Source organism: Sphingomonas montana (genome assembly GCF_001956315.1).
Lineage (GTDB): Bacteria > Pseudomonadota > Alphaproteobacteria > Sphingomonadales > Sphingomonadaceae > Sphingomonas_R > Sphingomonas_R montana.
Window position 1 is genome coordinate 257,418 of the sequence record NZ_KV887143.1, and the last position, 22,236, is coordinate 279,653.

Sequence of the window (22,236 nt, forward strand, 5' to 3'; positions counted from 1 at the left end):
CCCCCATGGCAGGCGTCAACAAGGTCATCATCGTCGGCAATCTGGGTGCGGACCCGACGTCGAAGAGTTTCCAGAACGGCGGCAAGGTCGTCAATCTGCGTATCGCCACGTCCGACACGTGGAAGGACAAGAATACCGGCGAGCGCAAGGAGAAGACCGAATGGCATTCGGTGGCGATCTTCTCCGAACCGCTGGGCCGCGTGGCGGAGCAATATCTGCGCAAGGGCAGCAAGGTCTATATCGAAGGCAAGCTGGCGACGCGGAAGTGGCAGGACCCGCAGGGCAACGACCGCTATTCGACCGAGATCGTGCTGCAGGGCTTCGACGGGCAGCTGGTGATGCTCGACGGCCGCGGTGAAGGCGGCGGCGGTGGCGGCGCGCGCGGTGGTTCCGGCGGCGGCGACGAGTGGGGCGCCGGTGGTGGCGGCTACAACGACGGCGGGAACGGTGGTTCCGGCGGCGGTGCGCGGGGCGGGTCCTCGTCCAGCGGCGGATCGCGGACGTCGAGCGCGTTCGACAGCGATCTGGATGATGACGTTCCGTTCTGAGTCCGTCTTCCCACCGCGATCCGCTTACCCTGACTAGGGGCTGAGCTTGTCGAGGGCTCGTATCGAAGGGGCTGTGCGCCATGCTTCGATGCAAGCCCTCGATATGCGCCGATGGGCGCTACTCGGTCTTTACGCAGCACGAACGAGGTTGGGGGGCGTAGTTTGTGTGCTGTTGCGCGGCCCTGGTCTGCGATTGTCGCGGACCTTGCGGAGCGTTCTCGACAGGCTCGAACCGAACGGGTTGGGGTTCGGTTTGGCCAGGCGAAAGTGCGCGCCTTTCGCCTTCCGCTTACCGCCGCGGTGCAGCGCCGGCGAAGGTGACGACGCTTTCCGCGCCCCCGGCCGCCAGCGAAGAGACGCCGAAGAATGTGTCGTCGATGTTGATGTTCTTCAGGACCAGCGTGGTCGAGCCTGCCGGCACGTCGCGGTGGTCGGTCCAGTCGGGCTTGTCGGCGCGGCGGTAGCGGATGCGGTAGCCGGCGGCGGCCGGGACGGGGGACCAGGCAACCGTCGTGTCCGCTTTCAGCGCGCCGGCGATGGTGACGCCGGTGGGTGCTGCGGGGGCGGTGGCCAGTTCGCGGGCGACCGCGAGGTTGAGCGCCGTCACTTTCGCCAGATAGGGGAAGTCGACGCCGTCGATCGTGTCGCCGAAGCGGGTGTCGCCTTCGGTGCGCAGGTCCTGATGCTGGCGGTCGTAATTTTCGACCGCCTCGCTGAACCGCACGGCGGGGTAGCCGGCTTCCAGGAACGGGGTCTGGTCGCCGCCGCGGCCGAAGCGGTCGGGGCGGTGGACGGTGACGACCTCCAGTGCGGCGGCGTTCGGCGTGCCGACGCGGCGAACGAGTTTGGCGAGCGCGCGCGAGGGGCCGTCATCCTCCGCGCCGATCTGGCGCATCGTTTTCGCGGCGGGCAGGTCGGCGGCGGCGGACAGGCTTTCGCTGAACACCCGGACGCGGTTGGCGACATGATCGCCGCCCTGGCCGTGAGTGTTGCCGACGATGTCGTTGTTAAGGACGCCGGCGATCTGCCAGCCGCGCTGGGTGGCGAGGTCGGCGAGGAGCTTGCCGCCCCACAGTCCCTGTTCCTCGCCCGACAGCAACGCGTAGACGATGGTGGCGGGAAAGCGTTCTTTCGACAGGATGCGCGCGGCCTCCAGCACCAGCGCGCTGCCCGATGCGTCGTCGTTCGCGCCGGGGGCGTCGGCGGTGGCGTTCATGACGTCGGAGACGCGGCTGTCGATATGGCCCTGGATGATGATGACGCGGTTGGGGTCGTTCGTCCCGCGCTGGATGGCGATGACGTCCTCGACCATCACGCCGTCGGGCGCGCGGGGGCCGTCGAACCGCTGCGACGGGCGTTCGACGATCAGGCAGTTGCCGCACGCCCGCGAAATGGCGGCGAAGCGCCCGGCGCCCCAGGTCCGCGCCGCCCCGATGCCGCGTGCCGGATCGGTCGCGGACGATAGCGTATGGCGCGTGCCGAATGCGACCAGCGCGGCGATCGACGTTCGTAGTTCGACCGGATCGGGCGCGGGGCCGGCGGCGATGAGCGGAAGGGCGGCGGCGGCGAGCAGGAGATATTTCATCGTCCGACAGGGTGCGCAGGGCGGCGGCAGGGGTCAACCCCCGTACTGCCGCCCGTTCGGGTCAGGCGCGCGGCGTTGCCGGCTTCGGTGCCTTGCCGGGCTTTCGATTGACGTAGAGCAAGGCGGCCACGATCGCCGCCGATCCGATGCCGACCGCCGCGCCCGTGATCAGTCGCGAGCGGTCCTCACCGGCCGCCTGGGCTTTTTCTGTCTGCGCCTTCGGTGTCGGGGTGGCATCAGGCGGCTGGGGTGCCGGATGGGACGGGAAGGGCGCGATCGATGCTTCCGGAACAGGCGGGGTATGCGACATCGGGCGATCCTTCTTCCATGACAATGGCGTGACAACGTGGGCGACGCGCTGCGGTTCAATCGCGGCCGCATGCTGTCCGGGTGCCATAGCCGAGCGATGGTGGCGCGTGCCGTCAGGTCGCTTGCGTTAGCCGAGCGGTTCGTCGCAGGAGGGGCGGGCCTTCGTCGTGCAGGCGCAAGCGCGGTGGGCAAACAGGAGTATGACGGGCGATGCGCATCACGATCCGCGACGTATCCGAAGCGGCCGGCGTGTCGTTCAAGACCGTGTCGCGCGTGCTGAACAAGGAACGTCATGTCCGCCCCGCCACGCGTGAGCGGGTGGAAGCGGCGATGAAGGCGCTGAATTTCCGGCCAAGCTATGCCGCGCGGGCGCTGGCGGGGGCGCGCTCGTTCCAGATCGCGCTGATCTACGACAATCCCAGCCCTTATTATGTCCACACCATCCAGATGGGCGTGCGGGCGCGGTGCATGGAGGACCGGATCCGGATGATCGTGCAGCCATGCGACCTGGCGTCGCCGGGGTTGGCGGCCGAAATCGGTGGGCTGGTCGACGAGACGCATGTCGACGGGGTGATCCTGGCGCCGCCGCTGGGCGATATCGCCGCGGTGACCGCCGAACTGGAACGCCGCGGCGTGCCCTATGTCCGGATCACGCCGGGGGACCCGACCGTAGCGGAGGCCCGCGTGACGATGGACGATGCGGGGGCGGCGGCGCGGATGACGCGCCACCTGATCGACCTAGGCCATGTCCGGATCGGGTTCGTGACCGGTCCGGCCGGCCATGTTTCCGCGCAGCGCCGGCTGGAGGGATACCGGTCCGCGCTGGCAGAGGCGGGGATCGCAGCGGAGGCGGGGCTGATGGCCGCGGGCGGTTTCGATTTCGAGACGGGCGAGGCGGCGGCCGGTGCGCTGCTGGATGCAGCAGCGCCGCCGACCGCGATCTTCGCGAGCAACGACGACATGGCGGCGGGTGCGCTGGCCGCTGCCCATGCGCGCGGGATCGCGGTGCCGGACGCGCTGTCGATCGCGGGGTTCGACGATATCGACCTGGCGCGTGCGGTGTGGCCGCCGCTGACCACGATCCGTCAGCCGATCCATGCACTGGCCTATGCCGCGGCGGACATGTTGCTGGATACGGATGGCAGCGGCGGGGCGGGGGCCGTGCCGGATTATGAACTGGTCGTGCGGGGATCGACAGGAGTTCGTCGGGCGGAGTGAGTTTCGGCTGAAACCGTTTGGTTCGAGCCTGTTGAGAACTGGGCGAGTTCTCGACAAGCTCGAACCGAGCAGGGGGAGGGGGGCTGGTTGTAGCTTCAGGTGTGGTGCAGGAGGCGGCGCTGGCTTCTTGGCTTCGCTCGAAGGGTCCCTCGACTTCGCTCGGGATGAGCGGGGTTTGGAACCTGCAACCCCCTCAAAGGACCCGGTACGGGACCACTTCGCGGACGTCCGGGTTGATGGCGATGGCGCGATCGGCGGGGGGAAAGGCGCGCTGGTCGCAGTCGGGGCGCGGGCAGAGGCGGCAGCTGATACCGATCGGAGTGGGGGTGGCGCCGATGCCGTCGGCGTAGATGAATTCGGCGGCCTGGGTCGCCTCGCAACCGAGTGCCACGGCGTAGCGGCGGGGCGCGCGGGCGAAGCTGCCGCTGGGTTTGACGAGGCCCTTGGCCATCGAGACGTAGCGCACACCGTCGGGCGTTTCGGCAAGCTGGACGAGGATGCGGTCGGGGATCGCGACCGCTTCGTGGACGATCCAGAGCGGACAGGCGCCGCCGAAGCGGGCGAATTGCAGCCGGGTCGCGCTGTGTCGCTTGGTGATGTTGCCCGCCATGTCGACGCGGCAGAAGAAGACGGGGATGCCGCGCTGGCCGGGGCGTTGCAGCGTGGACAGGCGGTGGCAGGCCTGTTCGAAGCTGACGTCGAACCGCTGACAGAGCCGGTCGATATCGTGGCGGGTGGCGCGCGCAGCGCGCGCGAAGCGGGCGTAGGGCATCAGGAGCGCGCCGGCCGCATGGTTGGCCAGACCGATGGCGAGCAGCGGGCGCGCGGCGGGGCTGATGTCCGCGTCCGCGACGATGGCGGCGATGGTGTCGGCTTGTGCCGCGGCGGCGATCTGGTGGGCGAGCAGGAAGCGGCGGCTTTCGTGTGGGAGCGCGCGGTTGAGGGTCAGGGTGCGCGCGGCGGGATCGTAGCGGCGCATGGGGGCGTCGGCGTGCGGGCTGTGGCGGACCTGGATTTCGAGATCGGCCAGATGGGCAATGATGGCGGAGATGGTGGGGGTTTCGGACTCGCTCGTCGTGTCGAACGGGCGTGCGGCGTGGTCCGGGGTCACGGTCGGGCGAAGTGATAATGGATCCCGACTTTCGTCAGGATGACTGGGAGAAGGACCGATCAGGTCGTCCGCGGTGCGTTCGGCGGCGCGGTCGAGCAGGTCGACATAGTTGCCGGCCGCGTGGAACCAGTCGCGCACCTCTTCCCAGGGCAGGCGGGCGGTGGTGGCGAGGCCGGAGGCGGTGGCTTCGTCGGCGATCTGGCGGCGTTCCTCGGCCGCGCGCCAGGCGGCGTGGAGTGCCAGGAAGCGATCGGCGAGCGCGGGCGTCTGTTCGGCGGTGCGGGCGAGGCCTTCGGTGGAGCCGAGGGCGGCGAGGACGGGGTCGGCGAATGCATCGGCGAGGGCGGCACGGCGGCGGGCGGGGGCATCGTCGTCCTCCTGCCAGTCGAGCGGGAAGTGGCGGGCCAGCGCGGCGGCGACGGTGGCCGTGACGGGGCGGTCGTCGTTTTCGAGTTGCGAGAGGTAGCTGACCGAGACACCGAGGCGCTGGGCCATGGCGGCCTGGCCGAGGGCTGCCGAGCGGCGGAGGGTCTTGAGGGTCTGGCCTGCGAAGCGGCGGGGGGTGGGCATTTTCTTGTCCTGGCTTTCTTCTTTCCCCCCTCCCTTTCAAGGGAGGGGTTGGGGGTGGGTGCTACCGGGTTGTTTGGTGTGACGGCCGTGGAGCCCGCACTGCCCGTCATTCCCCACCCCCCGACCCCCTCCCCTGAAGGGGAGGGGGAGCAAGAAGATCTATTATGCAAACTCGCGCTTCGCAACTTTGCAAGTTCACATTTGCGTGGGCGGGCGCAGGGTGGGAGGAGGTGATCCCACAAGGAGACGAGCGTGCTGGCGATCCTGGAACGGTTGGAAGCGAAACGGGCGGAGGCGCGCGCGGGTGGTGGGCCGGCGCGGGTGGCGGCGCAGCATGCCAAGGGGCGGCTGACCGCGCGCGAGCGGCTGGACGTGCTGCTCGACGCCGGGTCGTTCGAGGAGCTGGACACCTATGTCGAGCATAATTGCGTCGATTTCGGCATGCAGGATCAGGTTTTTCCGGGCGACGGGGTCGTTACCGGATCGGGGACCGTCAACGGGCGGCTGGTGTTCGTCTTCAGCCAGGACTTCACGGTGTTCGGCGGGTCGCTGTCCGAACGGCATGCGCAGAAGATCTGCAAGATCATGGACATGGCGTTGAAGGTCGGCGCGCCGGTGATCGGGCTGAACGACAGCGGCGGCGCGCGCATCCAGGAGGGTGTCGCGTCGCTCGGCGGCTATGCCGAGGTGTTCCAGCGCAACGTGCTGGCATCAGGCGTGGTGCCGCAGATCTCGGTCATCATGGGGCCGTGCGCGGGGGGTGCGGTGTATTCGCCCGCGATGACCGACTTCATCTTCATGGTGAAGGATTCGAGTTACATGTTCGTCACGGGCCCCGAGGTGGTGAAGACCGTCACCAACGAAGTGGTCTCCCAAGAGGAACTGGGTGGTGCCGTGACGCACTCCACGAAGTCCGGCGTGGCCGATGTGGCTTTCGAGAACGATATCGAGACGCTGCTCGCCACGCGGGACTTCGTGGATTTCCTGCCCGCGTCGAACCGGGCGGAGCCGCCGGTGCGGCCGACGACCGACCCGTGGGACCGGATCGAACCCGCGCTCGACACGCTGATCCCCGACAGTTCGAACAAGCCGTACGACATGCGCGAGCTGATCGCGCGGGTGGTGGACGAGGGGGATTTCTTCGAGACGCAGCCGACGCATGCGGGCAACATCCTGACCGGGTTCGGGCGGGTCGAGGGGCGCACGGTGGGCATCGTCGCGAACCAGCCGATGGTGCTGGCGGGCGTGCTCGACATCAACTCATCCAAGAAGGCCGCGCGGTTCGTGCGGTTCTGCGATGCGTTCGGCATCCCGATCCTGACGTTCGTTGACGTGCCGGGGTTCCTGCCGGGCGTGGCGCAGGAGCATAACGGGATCATCAAGCATGGCGCGAAGCTGCTGTTCGCCTATGCCGAGGCGACGGTGCCGAAGATCACGATCATCACGCGCAAGGCGTATGGCGGCGCGTACGACGTGATGGCGTCGAAGCATCTGCGCGGCGACCTGAACTATGCGTGGCCGACCGCGGAGATCGCGGTGATGGGCGCGAAGGGCGCGGTGGAGATCATCTTCCGCCGCGAGGCCGGCGACCCGGAGAAGATCGCGGAGCGGACCGCGGAATATGAGGCGCGGTTCGCCAACCCGTTCGTGGCGGCGTCCAAGGGTTTCATCGACGACGTCATCATGCCGCACGCGACGCGGCGGCGGGTGGCGCTGGGCCTGCGCAAGCTGCGCGGCAAGGTGCTGGAGAATCCGTGGAAGAAGCATGACAATATTCCGTTGTGACGGGGGCCGACGTGCGGTTCCGCGGCGCCGCCGTCATGCCGGGCTTGACCCGGCATCCAGGGTTTCCGGACGCAGTTTTTGTGACCCTGGATCCCGGATCAAGTCCGGGATGACGATGTTGGGATGTTCGCGTTGCGGGGTTGGGATGTGGGAATGACGTCATGACCATCGGTCGTTTGAACCATGTCGGGATGGCGACGCCGTCGATCGAGGCTTCGTTGGCGGTGTACCGCGACATGCTCGGCGCTGCGGTGGGGGAGCCGTTCGATCTGCCGGCACAGGGGGTTCGGGTGTGTTTCGTGGACCTGCCCAATACGCAGATCGAGTTGATCGAGCCTTTGGGGGACGCATCGCCGATCCACGGGTTTCTGCGCAAGAACCCCGCGGGTGGGCAGCATCATGTGTGTTTTGAGGTGGACGATATCGCGGTGGCGGTGGCTGACATGACCGCGAAGGGGGCGCGGGTGCTTGGGGCGCCGCGGATCGGGGCGCATGGGACTTTGGTGGTTTTTCTGCACCCGAAGGACATGGGCGGAGTGCTGGTGGAGTTGATGGAAGCGCCGGGGGCGGGGCATTGAGCCCCGACACCTCAACGGGGCTTGTCCACCCGACCCGTTTGGTTCGAGCGAGTGTCGAGCGGAGCCGAGACGCGGAGTCGAGAACTCTTCGCAGCGTTCTCGACGGGCGCATCTCGACAAGCTCGATGCTGCTCGAACCGAACGGGTTTGGGATGGAGTGTGACGGTTATGGGAACGGACGCTGACATGACCGAATACACCACTATCCGGTACGCGCTGGACGAGGCGGTCGCGACCATCACTTTGGCGCGGGCGGAGCGATTGAACGCTATCGTGCCGGAGATGCTGGCGGAGCTGAGTGCGGCGTTGGCCCGCGCGGTGGACGAGGGTGCGCGGGTGGTGCTGATCGCGGGCGAGGGGCGGGCATTCTGTTCGGGGGCGGACCTGATCGCGCGGAGCGACGGGGGGCTGCCGGACGATCTGGGGCAGATGCTGGAGACGCATTATAATCCGCTGGCGGTGCAGCTGGCCGAGCTGCCGATCCCGGTGGTGACGGCGGTGCAGGGTGCGGCGGCGGGGGCGGGTTGTTCGCTGGCGCTGCACGGGGATTTCGTGGTGGCGGGGCGGTCGGCCTATTTCCTGCTGGCGTTCGTCAATATCGGGTTGGTGCCGGATTTCGGCGCGACCTGGCTTGTCGCGAAGGCGGCGGGGCGCGCGAAGGCGCTGGAGATGATGCTGCTGGGCGAGCGGGTGCCGGCGGAGTTGGCGCTGGAGTGGGGGATGATCCACCGGGTCGTCGAGGATGAGGTCTTGCTGGCGGAGGCACGGGCGCTGGCGGTTCGGCTGGCGGCGGGGCCGACGCGGGCGATGGGGATGATCCGGCGGGCTGTGGCCGGGGCTTTGACGGCGCCTTTGGTGGAGGTTTTGGCGCGGGAGGCGATGGATCAGCGGGCGGCGGGGCGGACTGCGGATTTTGCGGAGGGTGTTATGGCTTTCGTGGGGAAGCGCAAAGCGGAGTTTTCCGGGAAATGACCATGATGCAAACGCGACAGGCTCCCCTCCCTTTTAAGGGAGGGGCTGGGGGTGGGTGGTGCGACGCTGTTGGGTTTCCCCATGCACGTTGCACCCACCCCCCGACCCCCTCCCTTGAAAGGGAGGGGGAGTTATGACCGACATTGTTGAGCCCATTCTTCCGGGTGAAGATCCGGGGGTTCCGCCTAAGGAAGCGGTTCAGCCTGAGCCCAAGTCGGACCCGACGCTGGCCGATTGGGAGCGGGCGGCGGCCAAGGAGGTGAAGGGGCGCGATCTCGACTGGCGGACGCCGGAGGGGATCGTGGTGAAGCCGCTTTATACCGCCGAGGACGTGGCGGGGATCGATCCGGGGTTGCCGGGGTTCGCGCCGTTCACGCGCGGGGTGCGCGCGTCGATGTATGCCGGGCGGCCGTGGACGATCCGGCAATATGCCGGGTTTTCGACCGCGGAGGCGTCCAACGCATTCTACCGGCGCAATCTGGCGGCGGGGCAGAAGGGGTTGTCGGTCGCGTTCGACCTGGCGACGCACCGCGGATACGACAGCGACCATCCGCGCGTGACGGGCGACGTCGGCAAGGCAGGCGTGGCGATCGACACGATCGACGACATGAAGATCCTGTTCGACGGCATCCCGCTCGACAAGATGTCGGTCAGCATGACGATGAACGGCGCGGTGATCCCGATCCTGGCGTTCTTCATCGTGGCGGGCGAGGAGCAGGGGGTGCCGCAGCACCTGCTCGACGGGACGATCCAGAACGACATCCTGAAGGAGTTCATGGTCCGCAACACGTATATCTATCCGCCGGAACCGAGCATGCGGATCATCGCGGACATCATCGGATATACGTCGGCGTACATGCCGAAGTTCAACAGCATCTCGATCTCCGGCTATCACATGCAGGAAGCTGGCGCGACGCAGGTGCAGGAGCTGGCGTTCACAATCGCCGACGGGATGGAATATGCACGCGCCGCCATCGCGCGCGGGCAGGACATCGATGCGTTCGCGGGTCGGCTGTCGTTCTTTTTCGCGATCGGCATGAACTTCTTCATGGAAGTGTCGAAACTGCGTGCGGCGCGGACGCTCTGGTACCGGGTGATGACCGAGCTGGGCGCGAAGGACGAGCGGTCCAAGATGCTGCGCACGCATTGTCAGACGAGCGGCGTGTCGCTGACCGAGCAGGACCCGTACAACAATGTGATCCGCACGACCGTGGAGGCGATGGCCGCGGCGTTCGGGGGGACGCAGTCGCTTCACACCAACGCGCTGGACGAAGCGATCGCGCTGCCGACCGATTTCTCCGCACGGATCGCGCGCAACACGCAGATCGTGCTGCAGGAGGAGACCGGGATCACGAAGGTGGTCGATCCGCTGGGCGGGTCTTACTATGTCGAGGCGCTGACCAAGCAGCTGCACGACGAGGCCTGGGCGATCATCGAGGAGGTCGAGGCGCTGGGCGGCATGACCAAGGCGGTGGCGAGCGGCATGCCCAAGCGGCGGATCGAGGAGGCGGCGGCCGGTTTCGCCGCGCGCGTCGACCGCGGCGAGGCGGTGATCGTCGGGGTGAACAAATATACGCTGCCCGATCAGGACCCGATCGACATCCTGGATGTCGACAATGTCGCGGTGCGCGAGGCACAGGTGGCGCGGATCGCGTCCGTGAAGGCCGGGCGTGACGAGGCGGCGTGCGCGGCGACCTTGGCGGCGCTGACCGAGGGCGCGCGCGGGGACGCGAACCTGCTCGCGCTGGCGGTCGCGTGCGCGCGGGCGCGCGCGACGCTGGGCGAGATTTCGGCGGCGATGGAGACGGTGTTCGGGCGGTACGGCACGCAGCCGACGCCGGTGTCGGGCATCTATGGCAGCGCCTATGAGGGCGACGCGGCTTGGGATGGGTTGAAGGACGGCGTGGCGTCGATCGCGCAGCGCAAAGGGCATGCTCCGCGGATGCTGGTCGCCAAGATGGGACAGGACGGGCATGACCGCGGCGCGAACCTGGTGTCGTCCGCGTTCGGCGACCTGGGGTTCGAGATCGTCGCCGGCCCGCTGTTCCAGACGCCGCGCGAGGCGGCCGAACTGGCGGTCGCGCGCGACGTGGACGTGGTGGGCGCATCGAGCCTGGCGGCCGGGCACAAGACGCTGATCCCCGAACTGATCGGCCACCTGCGCGAGGCGGGGCGGAGCGACATCAAGGTGATCGCGGGCGGGGTGATCCCGGCGCAGGATTACCAGATCCTGCGCGACGCGGGGGTGCAGGGGATCTTCGGGCCGGGTACCAACCTGGTGGACGCGGCCGCGCAGGTGTTGCAGTTGCTGGGGCATAATGTGCCGCCGGCGGGTGTGGAGTGAGTATGATGACCGATACCCTTATCAGTAAGCCGTCCATGCCGAGCGCAGTCGAGGCACCCGTCGAGCGCAGCCGAGACGTCGAGCCCTCGACTGCGCTCGGGCGGTCCCTCGACTTCGCTCAGGATGGACGGGGTGGAGAGGCTCGGGAAGGAGGGGTTTCGGACGCGCCCCCCGCTGCGTTGGCGCATGCCGACATCGCCGCTCTGTTCGATCTGCCGTTCATGGATCTGTTGTACCGGGCGCAGCAGGTGCACCGTGCGCATCATGATGCGAACCGGGTGCAGCTGTCGACTTTGCTGTCGATCAAGACGGGCGGATGTGCGGAGAATTGCGGCTATTGTTCGCAGTCGGCATCGTTCGAGACGGGGCTGAAGGCGTCCAAGCTGATGGATCATGACGCGGTGGTGGCGTCGGCGCGCGCGGCGAAGGCGGCGGGGTCCGAGCGGTTCTGCATGGGGGCGGCGTGGCGGAGCCCGAAGGAGCGCGACATGCCGGCGCTGACCGCGATGGTCGCGGAGGTGAAGGCGCTGGGACTGGAGACGTGCATGACGCTGGGCATGCTCGACCGGAGCCAAGCGGAGCGGCTGGCCGGTGCGGGGCTCGATTACTACAACCACAATCTCGACAGCGGGCCGGAGTTTTACGGCGAGGTCGTGACGACGCGGACCTATGGCGACCGGCTCGACACGCTGGAGAATGTCCGCGCATCGGGCATGGCGGTGTGTTGCGGCGGGATCCTGGGGATGGGCGAGAGCCGCGCGGACCGGGTCGATTTCCTGCATGCGCTGGCGACGTTGCCGAAGCACCCTGAAAGCGTGCCGCTGAACGCGCTGGTGCCGATCGCGGGGACGCCGATCGGCGATCGGATGATCGCAGGCGGCGAGGCACGGATCGACGATATCGAATTCGTGCGGACCGTGGCTGTGGCGCGCATCCTGATGCCGACGTCCAGCGTGCGGTTGTCGGCGGGGCGGGAGAGCATGAGCCAGGCGTGCCAGGCATTGTGCTTCCTGGCCGGGGCGAATTCGATCTTCACCGGCGACCGGTTGCTGACGACGGAGAATGCGGGTGGCGATGCGGACGGCGCGCTGTTCGCGGCGCTGGGACTGATGCCGATGAGTGCGGGGGCATGATCGGGCTTGCGCTGCTGCTGACCGCGCAGGCGGTGGCGCCGTCCGCCGAGATGCTGGCTGCGCGCCCGCCGGTCGTTACGACGTTGCCGGGCGCGGCAGCCGGGCAGCCGCAGCGGGTCGCGGTCGATCCGGCGGCGGCAGTCGCGCTGTTCAAGACGCTTTGCCTGCCCAACCTGACCGATCCGACGGCGTTTTCGGCGGCCGTTGCGGCGTCGGACCTGTCGTTCGCGGCCATCCCGCGCCGCGATGCGGGCGTGGGGCAGGCGTGGCGGGCGGATCGCGCGCTCGTCACCTATGGGCAGGCGCGGGACGGGGCGATGCGCTGCACCGTGCTGGGTCGTGCCACGGGCAGCGTCGACCAGCTGGGCTTTTCGGCGCGGGTGGCCGAGGCGCTGGCGTTGAAGACGGGCCGTACGCGGTCCGGCAAGGGGCAGGCCGTCACCGACTGGTCCGCCGCCGGGCCGGACGGGCGCGCGGTGCGCATTTCGGCGGGGACACGCAACGCGGCGGACGGCGGGACCGACATGCGGCTGTCGGCGGCGTTGGCGAAGTAGTGGCCGCTATCGTTCCCCGGCGCCAAGCCGGGGTTTAGGTGAAGCCCTTGCGTCCAAGCCCCGGCCTGCACCGGAATATGATCAAGTGCTTGGGAAAAAGCGCGTTTGGAGAGGACCAGCATGTTCGACAAGATCCTGATCGCCAATCGCGGCGAGATTGCGTGCCGGGTGATCCGCACGGCGCGCGCGATGGGTATCAAGACGGTCGCGGTCTATTCCGATGCGGATGCGCGCAGCCCGCATGTCCTGATGGCCGACCAGAGTGTCCGCCTGGGACCGCCGCCGGCGTCGGACAGCTATCTGCTGGCGGACGCGATCCTGCTGGCGGCGAAGGAGACGGGCGCGCAGGCGGTGCACCCGGGATACGGGTTCCTGTCGGAACGGGAGTCATTCGCACGGTTGCTGGCGGACAACGACATCGCATTCATCGGCCCGCCGCCGGCCGCGATCGCGGCGATGGGCGACAAGATCGAATCCAAGAAACTGGCGCTGGCGGCGGGCGTGTCGGTGGTGCCGGGCTTCATCGGCGAGATCCGCGATACCGATCATGCCGTCGAGATTGCGGACGGCATCGGTTATCCGGTGATGATGAAGGCGTCGGCCGGCGGCGGCGGCAAGGGGATGCGGCTGGCGTGGAGCGAGCGCGACGTGCGTGAGGGGTTCGACGCGACGAAGCGCGAGGGGCTGGCGTCGTTCGGCGACGACCGGGTGTTCATCGAGAAGTTCGTCGAGAGCCCGCGCCATATCGAGATCCAGCTGCTGGGCGACCAGCATGGCAATCTGGTCTATCTGGGCGAGCGCGAATGTTCGGTGCAGCGCCGCCATCAGAAGGTGGTGGAAGAGGCGCCGTCGCCGTTCGTGACGCCCAAGATGCGCCGCGCGATGGGCGCGCAGGCGGTCGAGCTGGCGCGCGCCGTGGGATATCACAGCGCGGGGACGGTCGAGTTCATCGCGGGAGCGGACCGCAGTTTCTATTTTCTGGAAATGAACACACGGTTGCAGGTGGAGCATCCGGTCACCGAATATGTGACCGGCCTGGACCTGGTCGAACAGATGATCCGCGTGGCGGCGGGCGAGCGGCTGTCGTTCGGGCAGGACGATGTGTGGCTGGACGGCTGGGCGGTGGAGACGCGGGTTTATGCCGAGGACCCGTATCGCGGGTTCCTGCCGTCGACCGGCCGGCTAGTGCGGTATCGGCCACCGGCGACGTCGGCGGAAGTCCGCGTCGACGACGGGGTGGTCGAGGGTTCCGATATCTCGATGTTCTACGACCCGATGATCGCGAAACTCATCACCCACGGTGCCGACCGCAAGGACGCCATCGACGCCCAGGTGGCGGCGCTCGACCGGTTCGAGATCGACGGCATCGGTCACAATGTCGATTTCCTGTCCGCGCTGATGCAGCATCCGCGGTTCCGGTCCGGCGCGATCACGACGGGGTTCATCGCGGAGGAATATCCCGACGGGTTCGCAGGCGCGCCGGCCGACGCGGCGCTGGTCGCGCGGATGGCGGCGGTGGCGGGGCTGATCGCAACGGCGGAGACCCTGCGCGCAGGGCAGATCAGCGGTCAGCTGAACGGCGCGCCCGACGAGGTGGCGACGTGGGTCGCGACGATCGACGGCGTGGCGCATGACGTGCTGATCGAGGGCGAGCAGGTGACGGTGGATGGAACCGGGCTGGTGGTCGACGCGCCGTACGTGCCGGGGCAGCGGCTGGTAGAGGCGACCGTCAACGGCGAGCCGCTGGCGATCCGCGTCGCGCGGCGGGGGACGCAGTGGCGGTTCACGACGCGGGGGGCGAGCCACCGGGTGAGCGTGCTGCGGCCGGAGATAGCGGCGCTGACGCAGCATATGATCGAGAAGGTGCCGCCGGACCTGAGCCGGTTCCTGCTGTGCCCCATGCCGGGGCTGGTCACCGCGGTGCATGTGGCGGCGGGCGACCGCGTCGAGGCGGGTCAGCCGCTGGCGGTGGTCGAGGCGATGAAGATGGAGAACATCCTGCGCGCGGAGAAGGCGGGCATCGTGGCGCGGATCGACGCAGGGCCGGGCGACAGCCTGGCGGTCGACGCGGTAATCATGGAATTCGAATAGGATGTCCCCAGCGTCCCGGACCGGCCGGGACGCTGGAGAAAACGGCTTAGCGGCCGCGCAGCGTGTTGAGCAGCGCGATGCCGACGACGCCGACCAGAGCCGCGGTCGCGAACGGGCGCTGCTTGGCGAACCCCTTCGCCTTGTCGGCGAGCGGGGCGACGTTTTCGGAGATCGCATCACGCGCGGCACCGACGCCCTGCTGGACCTTGCCGGTCACCTGGTCGGCCACGCCGCTCGACTGCAGCGAGCGATCGCCGGTCAGGTCGCCTGCGGCTTCCTTAAGCTTGCCGCCGATTTCGTTGCCGTCACCCTTCAGTGTCGTGATGCTCATGATCGTTCCTTTCGTCGTCTGGTCCCCGTTGCGGGGTCGTAACGGGTGTGGCAACGCCCGAACTGCGAACGGTTTCCCATTTCATTTCGGTCATCGTCAGATTGGCCGCCAGCCGGACCGCGTCGGCCGGCGCGATATCGACGATGTCGGGCCGGTGCAGGCCACGCGCACCCGCCGTGTCGATCCGCACGGTGACGAGCCCGAGCCGGCGTTGCAGCCAGCTGCGCGACAGGGACACCGCCTGGACCGCATCGTGCGGAACCGTCCATTCGCGGCGCGTCAGGACACCGCGCGTCACCTGGAGGCTGCGCCCGGCCAGCGCGTAGCGGTGATGCCGGCGGGCGAGCAGGGCGCTGCCGATGGGGACCGGCAGCAGGAGCAGGCCGAAGAAGGCGGGCGGGAACAGGATGCCGGCGACGATCAGCGCGACCAGCGGCGCGCCGGCATGGACCAGCGCGCTGCGCAGGACATGGTTTGCCGCGACCGTGCGCAGCGGTTGCGGATCGAATGCGGGCAGGCCGGCGGCCGCGACGATCGCGGCGATTTCCGCGTCGCGGGCAAACGGGGCCATGTCCTGCCGCCCGCCGGCATCGTCGCTGCCGCCGAGGGTCTGGAACCGCAGCGATGCCCAGCCGAGCCGGCCGGACAACGGCCCGCGTTCGACCAGCGCGAGCTGGATGCGGGCGATGCCGACGATCACCTCGGTCCGGGTCAGCAGCCCGCGCACCCGGTGGAAGCGCCCGTCGGCCAGCGACAGCCGGAACCCGTGTTGCGTCATCAGCGTGTGGACGAAGCCCGCGACGACCCCGGTGGCGAGCAGCGCGCCACCCGTCGCCAGCACGGTGAGCAGCGACAGCGCCCGCGTCGCGGCGGTGCGCGCGGTGCCGATCCGGTCGACGACGCGGTCATAGTCCAGATCAATGAACCCGTCCGCCGCCTGCCAGACGGCGCCGAGAGCGGCGAGCCAGACCAGCGAGAAGCCGAACGCACCCATCAGCGCGATCCGGCGGCCGCCCATCGCGAACAGGATCCGTTCGGCGGGGGCGGTCGCGGTCGCGGTATCGGTGGTGGCCATGGTCCGACCGACCGGGCCAAGCGCGGGGCCGCGGAGCAGGCCGCGCAGGCGCTGCGCCTCGGCCAGCGATACGCCGTCGAGCAGACCCTCGTCGGTTTCGCCCGCGCCGGTTTCCAGCCGGACGGTGGCGAGGCCGAACAGGCGCGCCAGCGGCCCGCGTTCGACGGCGACGTCCTGGATCCGGTCGATCGGGATGGAGCGGCGACGGGTATTGACGATGCCCTGCGCGATGACGACCTCGTCCACGCCGACCGCATAGGTGAAGGACCGCCAGCGCAGCCAGAGCGACGTCGCGCCGACGATCAGCGCCGCGAGCGCCAGCGGGATCAGCCAGATCCGGCCCGTGCCGTTCATCGTCGCGACCAGCGGGATGCCGAACAGCAGCGACGGCAGCTTGCGGACCGCCGTCAGGACGAGCGAGCGCGGATCGAGCCGGCGCGGGGTGGCGGCGTGATGGGAAACGTCGGTCATGACGGGGCGACCGGCCGGGCCGAGGCTGACGGGGTGGGCAGCATATGGGCGCGGATCGTGTCGCGGATCGATTCGGCATCGGCGCGGGCGAGGCCGGGCACGGTGACGCGGCTATGGTCCGTGCCGGCGGTATGCAGGACGAGCGTGGCGACGCCGTAGCGCCGTTCGGCCGGGCCCTGCGCCAGATCGATATGCTGGACGCGCGCGACCGGCACGATGGTATGGACCTGCGTCAGCCAGCCGGAGGCGACATGCAGTTCGTGCGACGTGAAGGCGTAGGACCAGCGCCGCCAGCGCCGGCGGGGCGCCACCATCACCAGCCAGCCGACGACGAGCAGCGCAAGCGCGGCGACGATGCCGTTCGGCCCGTCGTTCGCCGCCAGAGCCAGTTCCGCCACGCCGGTGGCCAGCAGCACCGGCACCGCGGCGGCCGCACCATGCGCGCGGAGCACGGCGACCTGGCGCGGATCGAGCGGGCGCATCGTGGGGAGTTCGGGAATGGACATGCCGCATCCTGGCGTACCGGCTTGCCCGGCGACAAGCGAAATGGCGCGGGCGGGCGCGATGCGGTCGTCATACGGCGTGCGCGGCATGACGGCGTGGGGCGTCGGATCGATCGGTTCTGGCCGGGCGGCGCGGCGGGTGATCCGGCACCGGGTCGTGCGTCGTCCATCGACGGGCGCGACCGGGCGGGGTAGGAGGGTGACACAGGTCGCGCCGCGAGCAGGCCGGTGGAGCGGATGCCGGACGATACAGCCACACCGGATCCGGGTCCTTCGCATGACGACCACCACGCCGACCCGTATGCCGACCGGCAGCAAGACACCGGAGACGGGCGTGACCGGAACGGCGCACAGCCTGGTCGAGGATGGCTATGCGCTGGTCGTCGGGTGCATCCTGCTGGTGCTGGGGCTGGTGCTGCTGCACGCCGCGGGGCTGGTGACCGGGGGGATCGCCGGCGTCGCGCTGCTGCTGTCCTATCTGGTGCCGTTGCCGGTCGGGGTGCTGTTCACGGTCATCAACATTCCGTTCTTTCTGTTCGCGCACCGCGTGATGGGTGCGCGGTTCGCGGTGAAGACGGTGCTGGTCAATGTCGGGATCGCGGCGATATCGGCGGTCGCCAAGCTGTCGCTGACGATCGCGACGGTGCATCCGATGTTCGCAGCCCTGGTGGGCGGCACGGTGATCGGGATGGGCATATTGTCGCTGGCGCGGCACGATGCGGGCGTGGGCGGCACCGGCGTCGTGACATTGTGGTTGCAACGCCGACGTGGCTGGAATGCGGGCCGGACGCAGATCGCGATCGACGTGCTGATCCTGGCGGCGGCGATCCCGGTGGTCAGCATCGACCGGCTGGGCTGGTCCGCACTGAGCGCCGCGGCGATCAGCCTTATCCTGATCGCCTGGCACCGGCCGGACCGTTATATCGCGCGGTGACGGCAGGGTTCGGCGCACCGATCGGCGTCGGGCAAAAAAAGGGCCGATCCGAAGACCAGCCCGTAAAGTTTTAGGAGAGGATGCCTGAAAGGCCCGATCCTTGTGCGATGCAGCACGCGTTGAGACAAGTGCGTTTTTGGTCGTGACGCGTGTTGTTAGCGCAATCGTCGTGGGTTTCCGGGGAATTGGACGGTGGCTGGAGCAGGGCGGCGGTCCGGTGTAGATGCGGGTATGCGCCGCGCCCCGACCCTCATCATCAACCCGCTGCGCGACCCGACGGTGGCGGGCGGCACGGTGCAGATGCCCATGCTGAGCTGCTACCGCGCCTGTTACGATGCGCGCGCCTTTGTCGTGTGCCTGACGGCGGGCGCGGACGCCAAGCTGGGCATCGGTCCCGCCGGCGCGATGTCCCACACGGTGCGCGCGCGGATCGAACGGGTGGCGACCCGGATCGCGGCCACGATGCCCGAGCAGGGGCAGCATGCGATCATCCTGGACGCTGTCGACCTTTAGAGTGCGACCGTATGAGAGACGCGATCATGGCGCTTCAGAGCGCGATGACTTCCGATCGAATCACTGAACACCCGTCCATGCCGAGCGAAGTCGAGGCACGCTTCCTCAAGCGGAGCCGAGGGGGGGGCTGTTGGCCGTCTCGGCTGCGCTCGACGGGTCCCTCGACTGCGCTCGGGATGGACGGGTTTGGTGGGTGCCGGCCCGCTTTGAGGTTTTCTCCGCCCCTTTGCGCAAACGGTTCGGTCATCCCGGACTTGATCCGGGATCCAGGGTCGGGGTCTGCGCTTGCGTCCTTGGATCCCGGATCAAGTCCGGGATGACGACTGCTTCGGGTTACTGAACAACGACGTCAGAACAGGTCTGGTCCGATTTCAGCGATCAGCCTTTGAGATGGGGACCCGCCCCGGCGTCTGGGGGAGAGCGTCGAGACGCTCGATCCCCCAGCTGCGGCACGCCGTTGCCGGTCATGCCGGCGGCTCCGCTCCGAGTTATGCTGTTCGGCCGAGCTGCAGAGCGGCGGCGTTATCGCATAAGCGCACATAAAAAAAGGGCCGACCCGAAGGCCAGCCCGTAAGTTTTAGGAGAGGATGCCTGAAAGGCACACTCTTTGTGCAGCGCAGCACGTTGATTCGCAAGTGCTTAGATCGGATGCCACGATGCTGTTTGCGCAATCGTCATGCGACGGGGGCGCGACGTCATGCCCGGCGCGTCGTCGCGACATAATCGTCGATCGCGGTCGACAGGACGGTCAGCGGCACGGCCCCGGCGCGGATCACCGCGTCGTTGAAATCGCGCACGTCGTACCGCGCGCCGAGCGCCGCTTTCGCCTTGTCGCGCAGCCGGACGATTTCGGTATGGCCGACCTTGTAGCCGCAGGCCTGGCCGGGGGAGGCGCAATAGCGATCGACCTCGCTGGTGCAGGCGGCACGCGCGCGGCCGGTGCTGGACGTGAGATAGTCGATCGCCTGCGTGCGCGACCAGCGCTTGGCATGGAGGCCGGTATCGGTGACGAGCCGCGACGCGCGGAAGCGCAGCGCCTGGTACATGCCCAGCCGGCCGAGCGGATCGTCGTCGTAGAAGCCGAGTTCGTCGACCAGCTGTTCCGAATAGAGCGCCCAGCCTTCGGTATAGGCGTTGAAGCCCATCAGCGACCCGATCAGCGGTACGTCGTCGCGATGTTCGGCGACATAGGCGCCCTGCCAAGTGTGGCCCGGCAGGCCTTCATGCGCGGACAGCGAGGGAATGGTGAAGCGCGGCCAGTTCCCCATGTCCTTCAGGTTGATATAGTAGATGGCCGGCCGCGACCCGTCGAGCGAGGCGAAGTTCATGTAGCCGAGCGCCGCGCCGGACTCGATATCGGGCGGCACGCGCTTGACCTGGAGATCGGCGCGCATCGTCATGCGCGACACACGCGGCAACATGGTGCGGAGCTTTGCAAGCTGCTGTTCGACATAGGCGATGGCCTGGCCACGGCCGGTATCGTTGTTGGGGAACAGCTGTTTGGGATCGCGGGTGAGCGCGGCGAGTCGTTCGGCGACGGACCCTTGCGTCAGGCCCTGCGACTTCAGGACGGCGTCCATCCGCGCGTCGAGCTCGCGGCCCTGTTCAAGACCCATCCGGTGGATCGCGTCGGGCGACAGATCGGTGCTGGTCGCATATTGCAGCAGCCAGGCATAATATGCGTCGCCCTGCGGCAGTTTCCACGCGCCGGCGTCCGCGGTCGCCTTGCCGCGGATCGTCGTAAGCGCGGCGATCTGGCGGTCGAGCGCGGGATAGACGGTGCCGGACACGATCTTCGTCGCGCGGCCGGCCCAGTCGCCAGCGATCGCCTTTTCCGCCGTGCGACGGGTAAGCGAGGTGACCATCCGCGCCTGCGCGGCGGGCACGGCGCGCAGATCGCGCAGCTGGCCGAGCGCGGTATCGAGCAGGAAATCGGGCGCGACGACGCCGAGGCCGGCATCGTGGCGGGCCTGCGCGGTTTCCTGATCGAGCGCGGTGGGGAAGGCGGCGAGGCGGGCAAGATACGCCTCCGCATCCGCGCGGTTTTCGACGCGGTGGACGGAGTCGAGGAATTCGGGGATGCTCTGGTACGCCCCGTCCTGCTGGCTGATGACATAGGGGTTGCCGCCGCCCAGGACGCCGACGCTGCCATAGGCGAAGCGGCCACCCGCCGCGCCGTTGGCCAGTTCGTAGGCGACCGAATCGTAGAGCAGCCGATCGTGCGGCGACAATGCGGCGCGGTCGATGCCCGCCAGGATACGGCGGTAGCGGGCGATGTCGGTTTGCGTCCGTGCGCGGGCGGCGGGCGACCGATCCGACAGCTGGCCGCGTGCTCCGGCGCGCGCACCGCTGTCGAGCCCGAGATAGCTGAGCGTTTCGGGCGACGTGTCGAGAATGCCGTTCGCGATGCCGTCCAGCCCGGTGCCGAGCCGTGGATCGACCGCGGCGACCGCGCGGCCACCCGCGGACAACAGCGCCGCAGCGGCAGTGGACAGGACGAATGTACGGCGGTCGAGGATCATCCAGGCGCTCCGATCAGGATTTGACCGGAGACTAGCGCGGCGTGAAAACCGCGCCAGTAGTTTCGGTGGTATCCTGGTCGGAACGGGCACAGGTCAGGCGCTATCTCGGTGTTTTGCTGATACACACGCCATGCCCGAATTTGTCGGGAACTCAGCGCGGGGTTCTCGACAGGCTCGAACCAAACGGGGGGGGATTTAACCCATGCCGCGTCCTGAAGATCGGGGTGCCACGGCCATCGGCCGCGGCACCCCGCCGGGCGCCTACTCCGGCAGGCCGAAGTTCTTGGGCTTGCCGAAATCGGCGGCGCCACCCTGTGCGCCCATGCCACCCTGGTGGCTGGCGTCGGCGTCGTCGACCGCGCTCGCCATCGCGCGGCGGCGGCGGAGTTCGAGACGCTGTGCCTCGGTCAGATTGGCATCGCCCGTTTCGTTGCCGTTGGGGCCACCGGCTGCGGCACCGGCTTCGGAGGCGTGGTTTTCCAGATTGTCGTCGGCCATCGTCATTCTCCTTCGCTCTATTGAACGACGCGCGTCGCCAGCCGTTCCCATGCGCGGCGTGCGGACGGCCACCCGCCGGTTTCCGACGACGGGCGTGTTCGACCGGCATATCCAGACGGCCGAACTCGGCTATATCCGCAGGCGGGCGGTCCGCGCGGCGCGGGTCGGCGGACAGATATGTCGGCTCCCACTGGAGGCAGCATGAAGAGCAAGATCTACGACAGTCCCGCAGCGGCGCTGGAAGGCGTGTTGTTCGACGGCATGACGATCATGTCGGGCGGGTTCGGCCTGTCGGGCAACCCGGAAAGCCTGATCCCGGAAGTTCGCGCGTCGGGTGTGACGGGCCTGACGGTGGTATCCAACAATGCCGGGGCCGACGGGTTCGGACTGTGGATGCTGCTCGAATCGCGGCAGGTCGCCAAGATGATCTCCAGCTATGTCGGGGAGAACAAGCTGTTCGAGCAGCAATATCTGAGCGGTGAGCTGGCGCTGGAACTGAACCCGCAGGGGACGCTGGCGGAACGGATCCGCGCGGGCGGGGCCGGCATTCCGGCGTTCTTCACCAAGACCGGCGTCGGCACCGTCGTGGCG

22 protein-coding genes are annotated in these 22,236 nt (G+C 68.4%); 14 read left to right on the forward strand and 8 right to left on the reverse strand.

The window, feature by feature from the left end:
- Positions 1-5 precede the first annotated feature (5 nt).
- On the forward strand, positions 6-548 hold the full coding sequence (gene ssb / locus BKY59_RS04690) for a single-stranded DNA-binding protein (RefSeq protein WP_076068915.1): 543 nt from the start codon (positions 6-8) through the stop codon (positions 546-548).
- 289 nt (positions 549-837) lie between these two features.
- Here ssb and BKY59_RS04695 read toward each other — a convergent pair whose 3' ends face one another.
- Together BKY59_RS04695 and BKY59_RS04700 are read right to left on the reverse strand one after the other, a co-directional pair.
- On the reverse strand, positions 838-2,133 hold the full coding sequence (locus BKY59_RS04695; RefSeq protein WP_076068916.1) for a M28 family metallopeptidase: 1,296 nt from the start codon (positions 2,131-2,133) through the stop codon (positions 838-840).
- Between the two features lie 61 nt (positions 2,134-2,194).
- Positions 2,195-2,530 carry a hypothetical protein gene (locus tag BKY59_RS04700; RefSeq protein ID WP_076068918.1) on the reverse strand — a complete coding sequence of 112 codons (336 nt, stop codon included), beginning with the start codon at positions 2,528-2,530 and terminating at the stop codon, positions 2,195-2,197.
- Positions 2,531-2,652: 122 nt separating this feature from the next.
- On the opposite strand from BKY59_RS04700, the gene BKY59_RS04705 reads away from it, so the two are divergent.
- Positions 2,653-3,660 (forward strand): LacI family DNA-binding transcriptional regulator, encoded by a 1,008-nt coding sequence (locus BKY59_RS04705; protein WP_076068920.1) that lies wholly within the window; start codon positions 2,653-2,655, stop codon positions 3,658-3,660.
- 193 nt (positions 3,661-3,853) lie between these two features.
- On the opposite strand, the gene BKY59_RS04710 is transcribed toward BKY59_RS04705, so the two are convergent.
- Positions 3,854-5,341, reverse strand: a complete 1,488-nt coding sequence (locus BKY59_RS04710) for a helix-turn-helix domain-containing protein (RefSeq protein WP_076068922.1) — start codon at positions 5,339-5,341, stop codon at positions 3,854-3,856.
- A 252-nt stretch (positions 5,342-5,593) separates the two neighbouring features.
- On the opposite strand from BKY59_RS04710, the gene BKY59_RS04715 reads away from it, so the two are divergent.
- The 7 genes from BKY59_RS04715 (at position 5,594) to BKY59_RS04745 (ending at position 14,798) form a co-directional block, all read left to right on the forward strand.
- A complete protein-coding gene (locus BKY59_RS04715; RefSeq protein WP_076068924.1) occupies positions 5,594-7,126 on the forward strand; it encodes an acyl-CoA carboxylase subunit beta in 1,533 nt (510 codons plus the stop codon).
- Positions 7,127-7,287: 161 nt separating this feature from the next.
- Positions 7,288-7,704, forward strand: coding sequence for a methylmalonyl-CoA epimerase (mce, locus tag BKY59_RS04720; protein ID WP_076068925.1), 417 nt, complete (start codon positions 7,288-7,290; stop codon positions 7,702-7,704).
- 186 nt (positions 7,705-7,890) lie between these two features.
- Entirely contained in the window at positions 7,891-8,676 is a 786-nt protein-coding gene (locus BKY59_RS04725; protein WP_076068927.1) for an enoyl-CoA hydratase-related protein, read from the forward strand.
- 133 nt (positions 8,677-8,809) lie between these two features.
- Entirely contained in the window at positions 8,810-11,020 is a 2,211-nt protein-coding gene (gene scpA / locus BKY59_RS04730) for a methylmalonyl-CoA mutase (protein ID WP_083671871.1), read from the forward strand.
- 179 nt (positions 11,021-11,199) lie between these two features.
- Entirely contained in the window at positions 11,200-12,153 is a 954-nt protein-coding gene (gene bioB, locus BKY59_RS04735; protein WP_076068929.1) for a biotin synthase BioB, read from the forward strand.
- Entirely contained in the window at positions 12,150-12,707 is a 558-nt protein-coding gene (locus BKY59_RS04740; RefSeq protein ID WP_076068931.1) for a hypothetical protein, read from the forward strand. Before bioB ends, BKY59_RS04740 begins: the two co-directional genes overlap by 4 nt.
- A gap of 120 nt (positions 12,708-12,827) precedes the next feature.
- Positions 12,828-14,798, forward strand: a complete 1,971-nt coding sequence (locus tag BKY59_RS04745) for an acetyl-CoA carboxylase biotin carboxylase subunit (protein ID WP_076068933.1) — start codon at positions 12,828-12,830, stop codon at positions 14,796-14,798.
- Positions 14,799-14,844: 46 nt separating this feature from the next.
- Here the strand turns inward: BKY59_RS04745 and BKY59_RS04750 are convergent, their stop codons facing one another.
- Genes BKY59_RS04750 through BKY59_RS17595 form a run of 3 tightly spaced genes read right to left on the reverse strand, consistent with a single transcriptional unit; the run spans position 14,845 to position 17,181 of the window.
- Positions 14,845-15,129 carry a CsbD family protein gene (locus BKY59_RS04750; RefSeq protein WP_076068934.1) on the reverse strand — a complete coding sequence of 95 codons (285 nt, stop codon included), beginning with the start codon at positions 15,127-15,129 and terminating at the stop codon, positions 14,845-14,847.
- Positions 15,104-16,675, reverse strand: a complete 1,572-nt coding sequence (locus BKY59_RS04755; protein ID WP_076068936.1) for a PH domain-containing protein — start codon at positions 16,673-16,675, stop codon at positions 15,104-15,106. The genes BKY59_RS04750 and BKY59_RS04755 overlap by 26 nt, the downstream gene beginning before the upstream one ends.
- On the reverse strand, positions 16,672-17,181 hold the full coding sequence (locus tag BKY59_RS17595) for a PH domain-containing protein (RefSeq protein WP_076068938.1): 510 nt from the start codon (positions 17,179-17,181) through the stop codon (positions 16,672-16,674). Before BKY59_RS17595 ends, BKY59_RS04755 begins: the two co-directional genes overlap by 4 nt.
- A gap of 21 nt (positions 17,182-17,202) precedes the next feature.
- On the opposite strand from BKY59_RS17595, the gene BKY59_RS17600 reads away from it, so the two are divergent.
- The 3 genes from BKY59_RS17600 to BKY59_RS04770 all read left to right on the forward strand — a co-directional run bounded on the left by BKY59_RS17600 (position 17,203) and on the right by BKY59_RS04770 (position 18,625).
- The gene (locus BKY59_RS17600; protein ID WP_165374791.1) at positions 17,203-17,373 is read left to right on the forward strand and encodes a hypothetical protein; all 171 of its coding nucleotides are present in this window, start codon (positions 17,203-17,205) and stop codon (positions 17,371-17,373) included.
- A gap of 106 nt (positions 17,374-17,479) precedes the next feature.
- Entirely contained in the window at positions 17,480-18,112 is a 633-nt protein-coding gene (locus BKY59_RS04765) for a YitT family protein (RefSeq protein WP_076069027.1), read from the forward strand.
- Between the two features lie 231 nt (positions 18,113-18,343).
- On the forward strand, positions 18,344-18,625 hold the full coding sequence (locus BKY59_RS04770) for a hypothetical protein (RefSeq protein ID WP_076068940.1): 282 nt from the start codon (positions 18,344-18,346) through the stop codon (positions 18,623-18,625).
- A gap of 695 nt (positions 18,626-19,320) precedes the next feature.
- Here the strand turns inward: BKY59_RS04770 and BKY59_RS04775 are convergent.
- Positions 19,321-21,147 carry a DUF885 domain-containing protein gene (locus BKY59_RS04775; RefSeq protein WP_076068942.1) on the reverse strand — a complete coding sequence of 609 codons (1,827 nt, stop codon included), beginning with the start codon at positions 21,145-21,147 and terminating at the stop codon, positions 19,321-19,323.
- Between the two features lie 261 nt (positions 21,148-21,408).
- Entirely contained in the window at positions 21,409-21,645 is a 237-nt protein-coding gene (locus BKY59_RS04780; RefSeq protein ID WP_129586194.1) for a hypothetical protein, read from the reverse strand.
- 58 nt (positions 21,646-21,703) lie between these two features.
- Here BKY59_RS04780 and BKY59_RS17605 point away from each other — a divergent pair, with 58 nt between their 5' ends.
- Positions 21,704-21,850 carry a hypothetical protein gene (locus BKY59_RS17605; RefSeq protein ID WP_165374792.1) on the forward strand — a complete coding sequence of 49 codons (147 nt, stop codon included), beginning with the start codon at positions 21,704-21,706 and terminating at the stop codon, positions 21,848-21,850.
- Positions 21,847-22,236: CoA transferase subunit A (locus tag BKY59_RS04785; RefSeq protein ID WP_129586195.1), on the forward strand; the 390-nt coding region annotated here is incomplete at its 3' end. The genes BKY59_RS17605 and BKY59_RS04785, both read left to right, overlap by 4 nt.

What these genes read in the sequence shown, in the direction of transcription:
- BKY59_RS04775 (WP_076068942.1), bottom strand. Translation starts at nt 21,147, where the DNA reads ATGATCCTCGACCGCCGTACATTCGTCCTGTCCACTGCCGCTGCGGCG.
- BKY59_RS04780 (WP_129586194.1), bottom strand. Translation starts at nt 21,645, where the DNA reads ATGGCCGACGACAATCTGGAAAACCACGCCTCCGAAGCCGGTGCCGCA.
- scpA (WP_083671871.1), top strand. Translation starts at nt 8,810, where the DNA reads ATGACCGACATTGTTGAGCCCATTCTTCCGGGTGAAGATCCGGGGGTT.
- BKY59_RS04725 (WP_076068927.1), top strand. Translation starts at nt 7,891, where the DNA reads ATGACCGAATACACCACTATCCGGTACGCGCTGGACGAGGCGGTCGCG.
- BKY59_RS04695 (WP_076068916.1), bottom strand. Translation starts at nt 2,133, where the DNA reads ATGAAATATCTCCTGCTCGCCGCCGCCGCCCTTCCGCTCATCGCCGCC.
- mce (WP_076068925.1), top strand. Translation starts at nt 7,288, where the DNA reads ATGACCATCGGTCGTTTGAACCATGTCGGGATGGCGACGCCGTCGATC.
- BKY59_RS04745 (WP_076068933.1), top strand. Translation starts at nt 12,828, where the DNA reads ATGTTCGACAAGATCCTGATCGCCAATCGCGGCGAGATTGCGTGCCGG.
- BKY59_RS04705 (WP_076068920.1), top strand. Translation starts at nt 2,653, where the DNA reads ATGCGCATCACGATCCGCGACGTATCCGAAGCGGCCGGCGTGTCGTTC.
- BKY59_RS17595 (WP_076068938.1), bottom strand. Translation starts at nt 17,181, where the DNA reads ATGTCCATTCCCGAACTCCCCACGATGCGCCCGCTCGATCCGCGCCAG.
- BKY59_RS04755 (WP_076068936.1), bottom strand. Translation starts at nt 16,675, where the DNA reads ATGACCGACGTTTCCCATCACGCCGCCACCCCGCGCCGGCTCGATCCG.
- BKY59_RS04770 (WP_076068940.1), top strand. Translation starts at nt 18,344, where the DNA reads ATGCGCCGCGCCCCGACCCTCATCATCAACCCGCTGCGCGACCCGACG.
- BKY59_RS04710 (WP_076068922.1), bottom strand. Translation starts at nt 5,341, where the DNA reads ATGCCCACCCCCCGCCGCTTCGCAGGCCAGACCCTCAAGACCCTCCGC.
- BKY59_RS04700 (WP_076068918.1), bottom strand. Translation starts at nt 2,530, where the DNA reads ATGGCACCCGGACAGCATGCGGCCGCGATTGAACCGCAGCGCGTCGCC.
- BKY59_RS04750 (WP_076068934.1), bottom strand. Translation starts at nt 15,129, where the DNA reads ATGAGCATCACGACACTGAAGGGTGACGGCAACGAAATCGGCGGCAAG.
- BKY59_RS04740 (WP_076068931.1), top strand. Translation starts at nt 12,150, where the DNA reads ATGATCGGGCTTGCGCTGCTGCTGACCGCGCAGGCGGTGGCGCCGTCC.
- ssb (WP_076068915.1), top strand. Translation starts at nt 6, where the DNA reads ATGGCAGGCGTCAACAAGGTCATCATCGTCGGCAATCTGGGTGCGGAC.
- BKY59_RS04765 (WP_076069027.1), top strand. Translation starts at nt 17,480, where the DNA reads ATGCCGACCGGCAGCAAGACACCGGAGACGGGCGTGACCGGAACGGCG.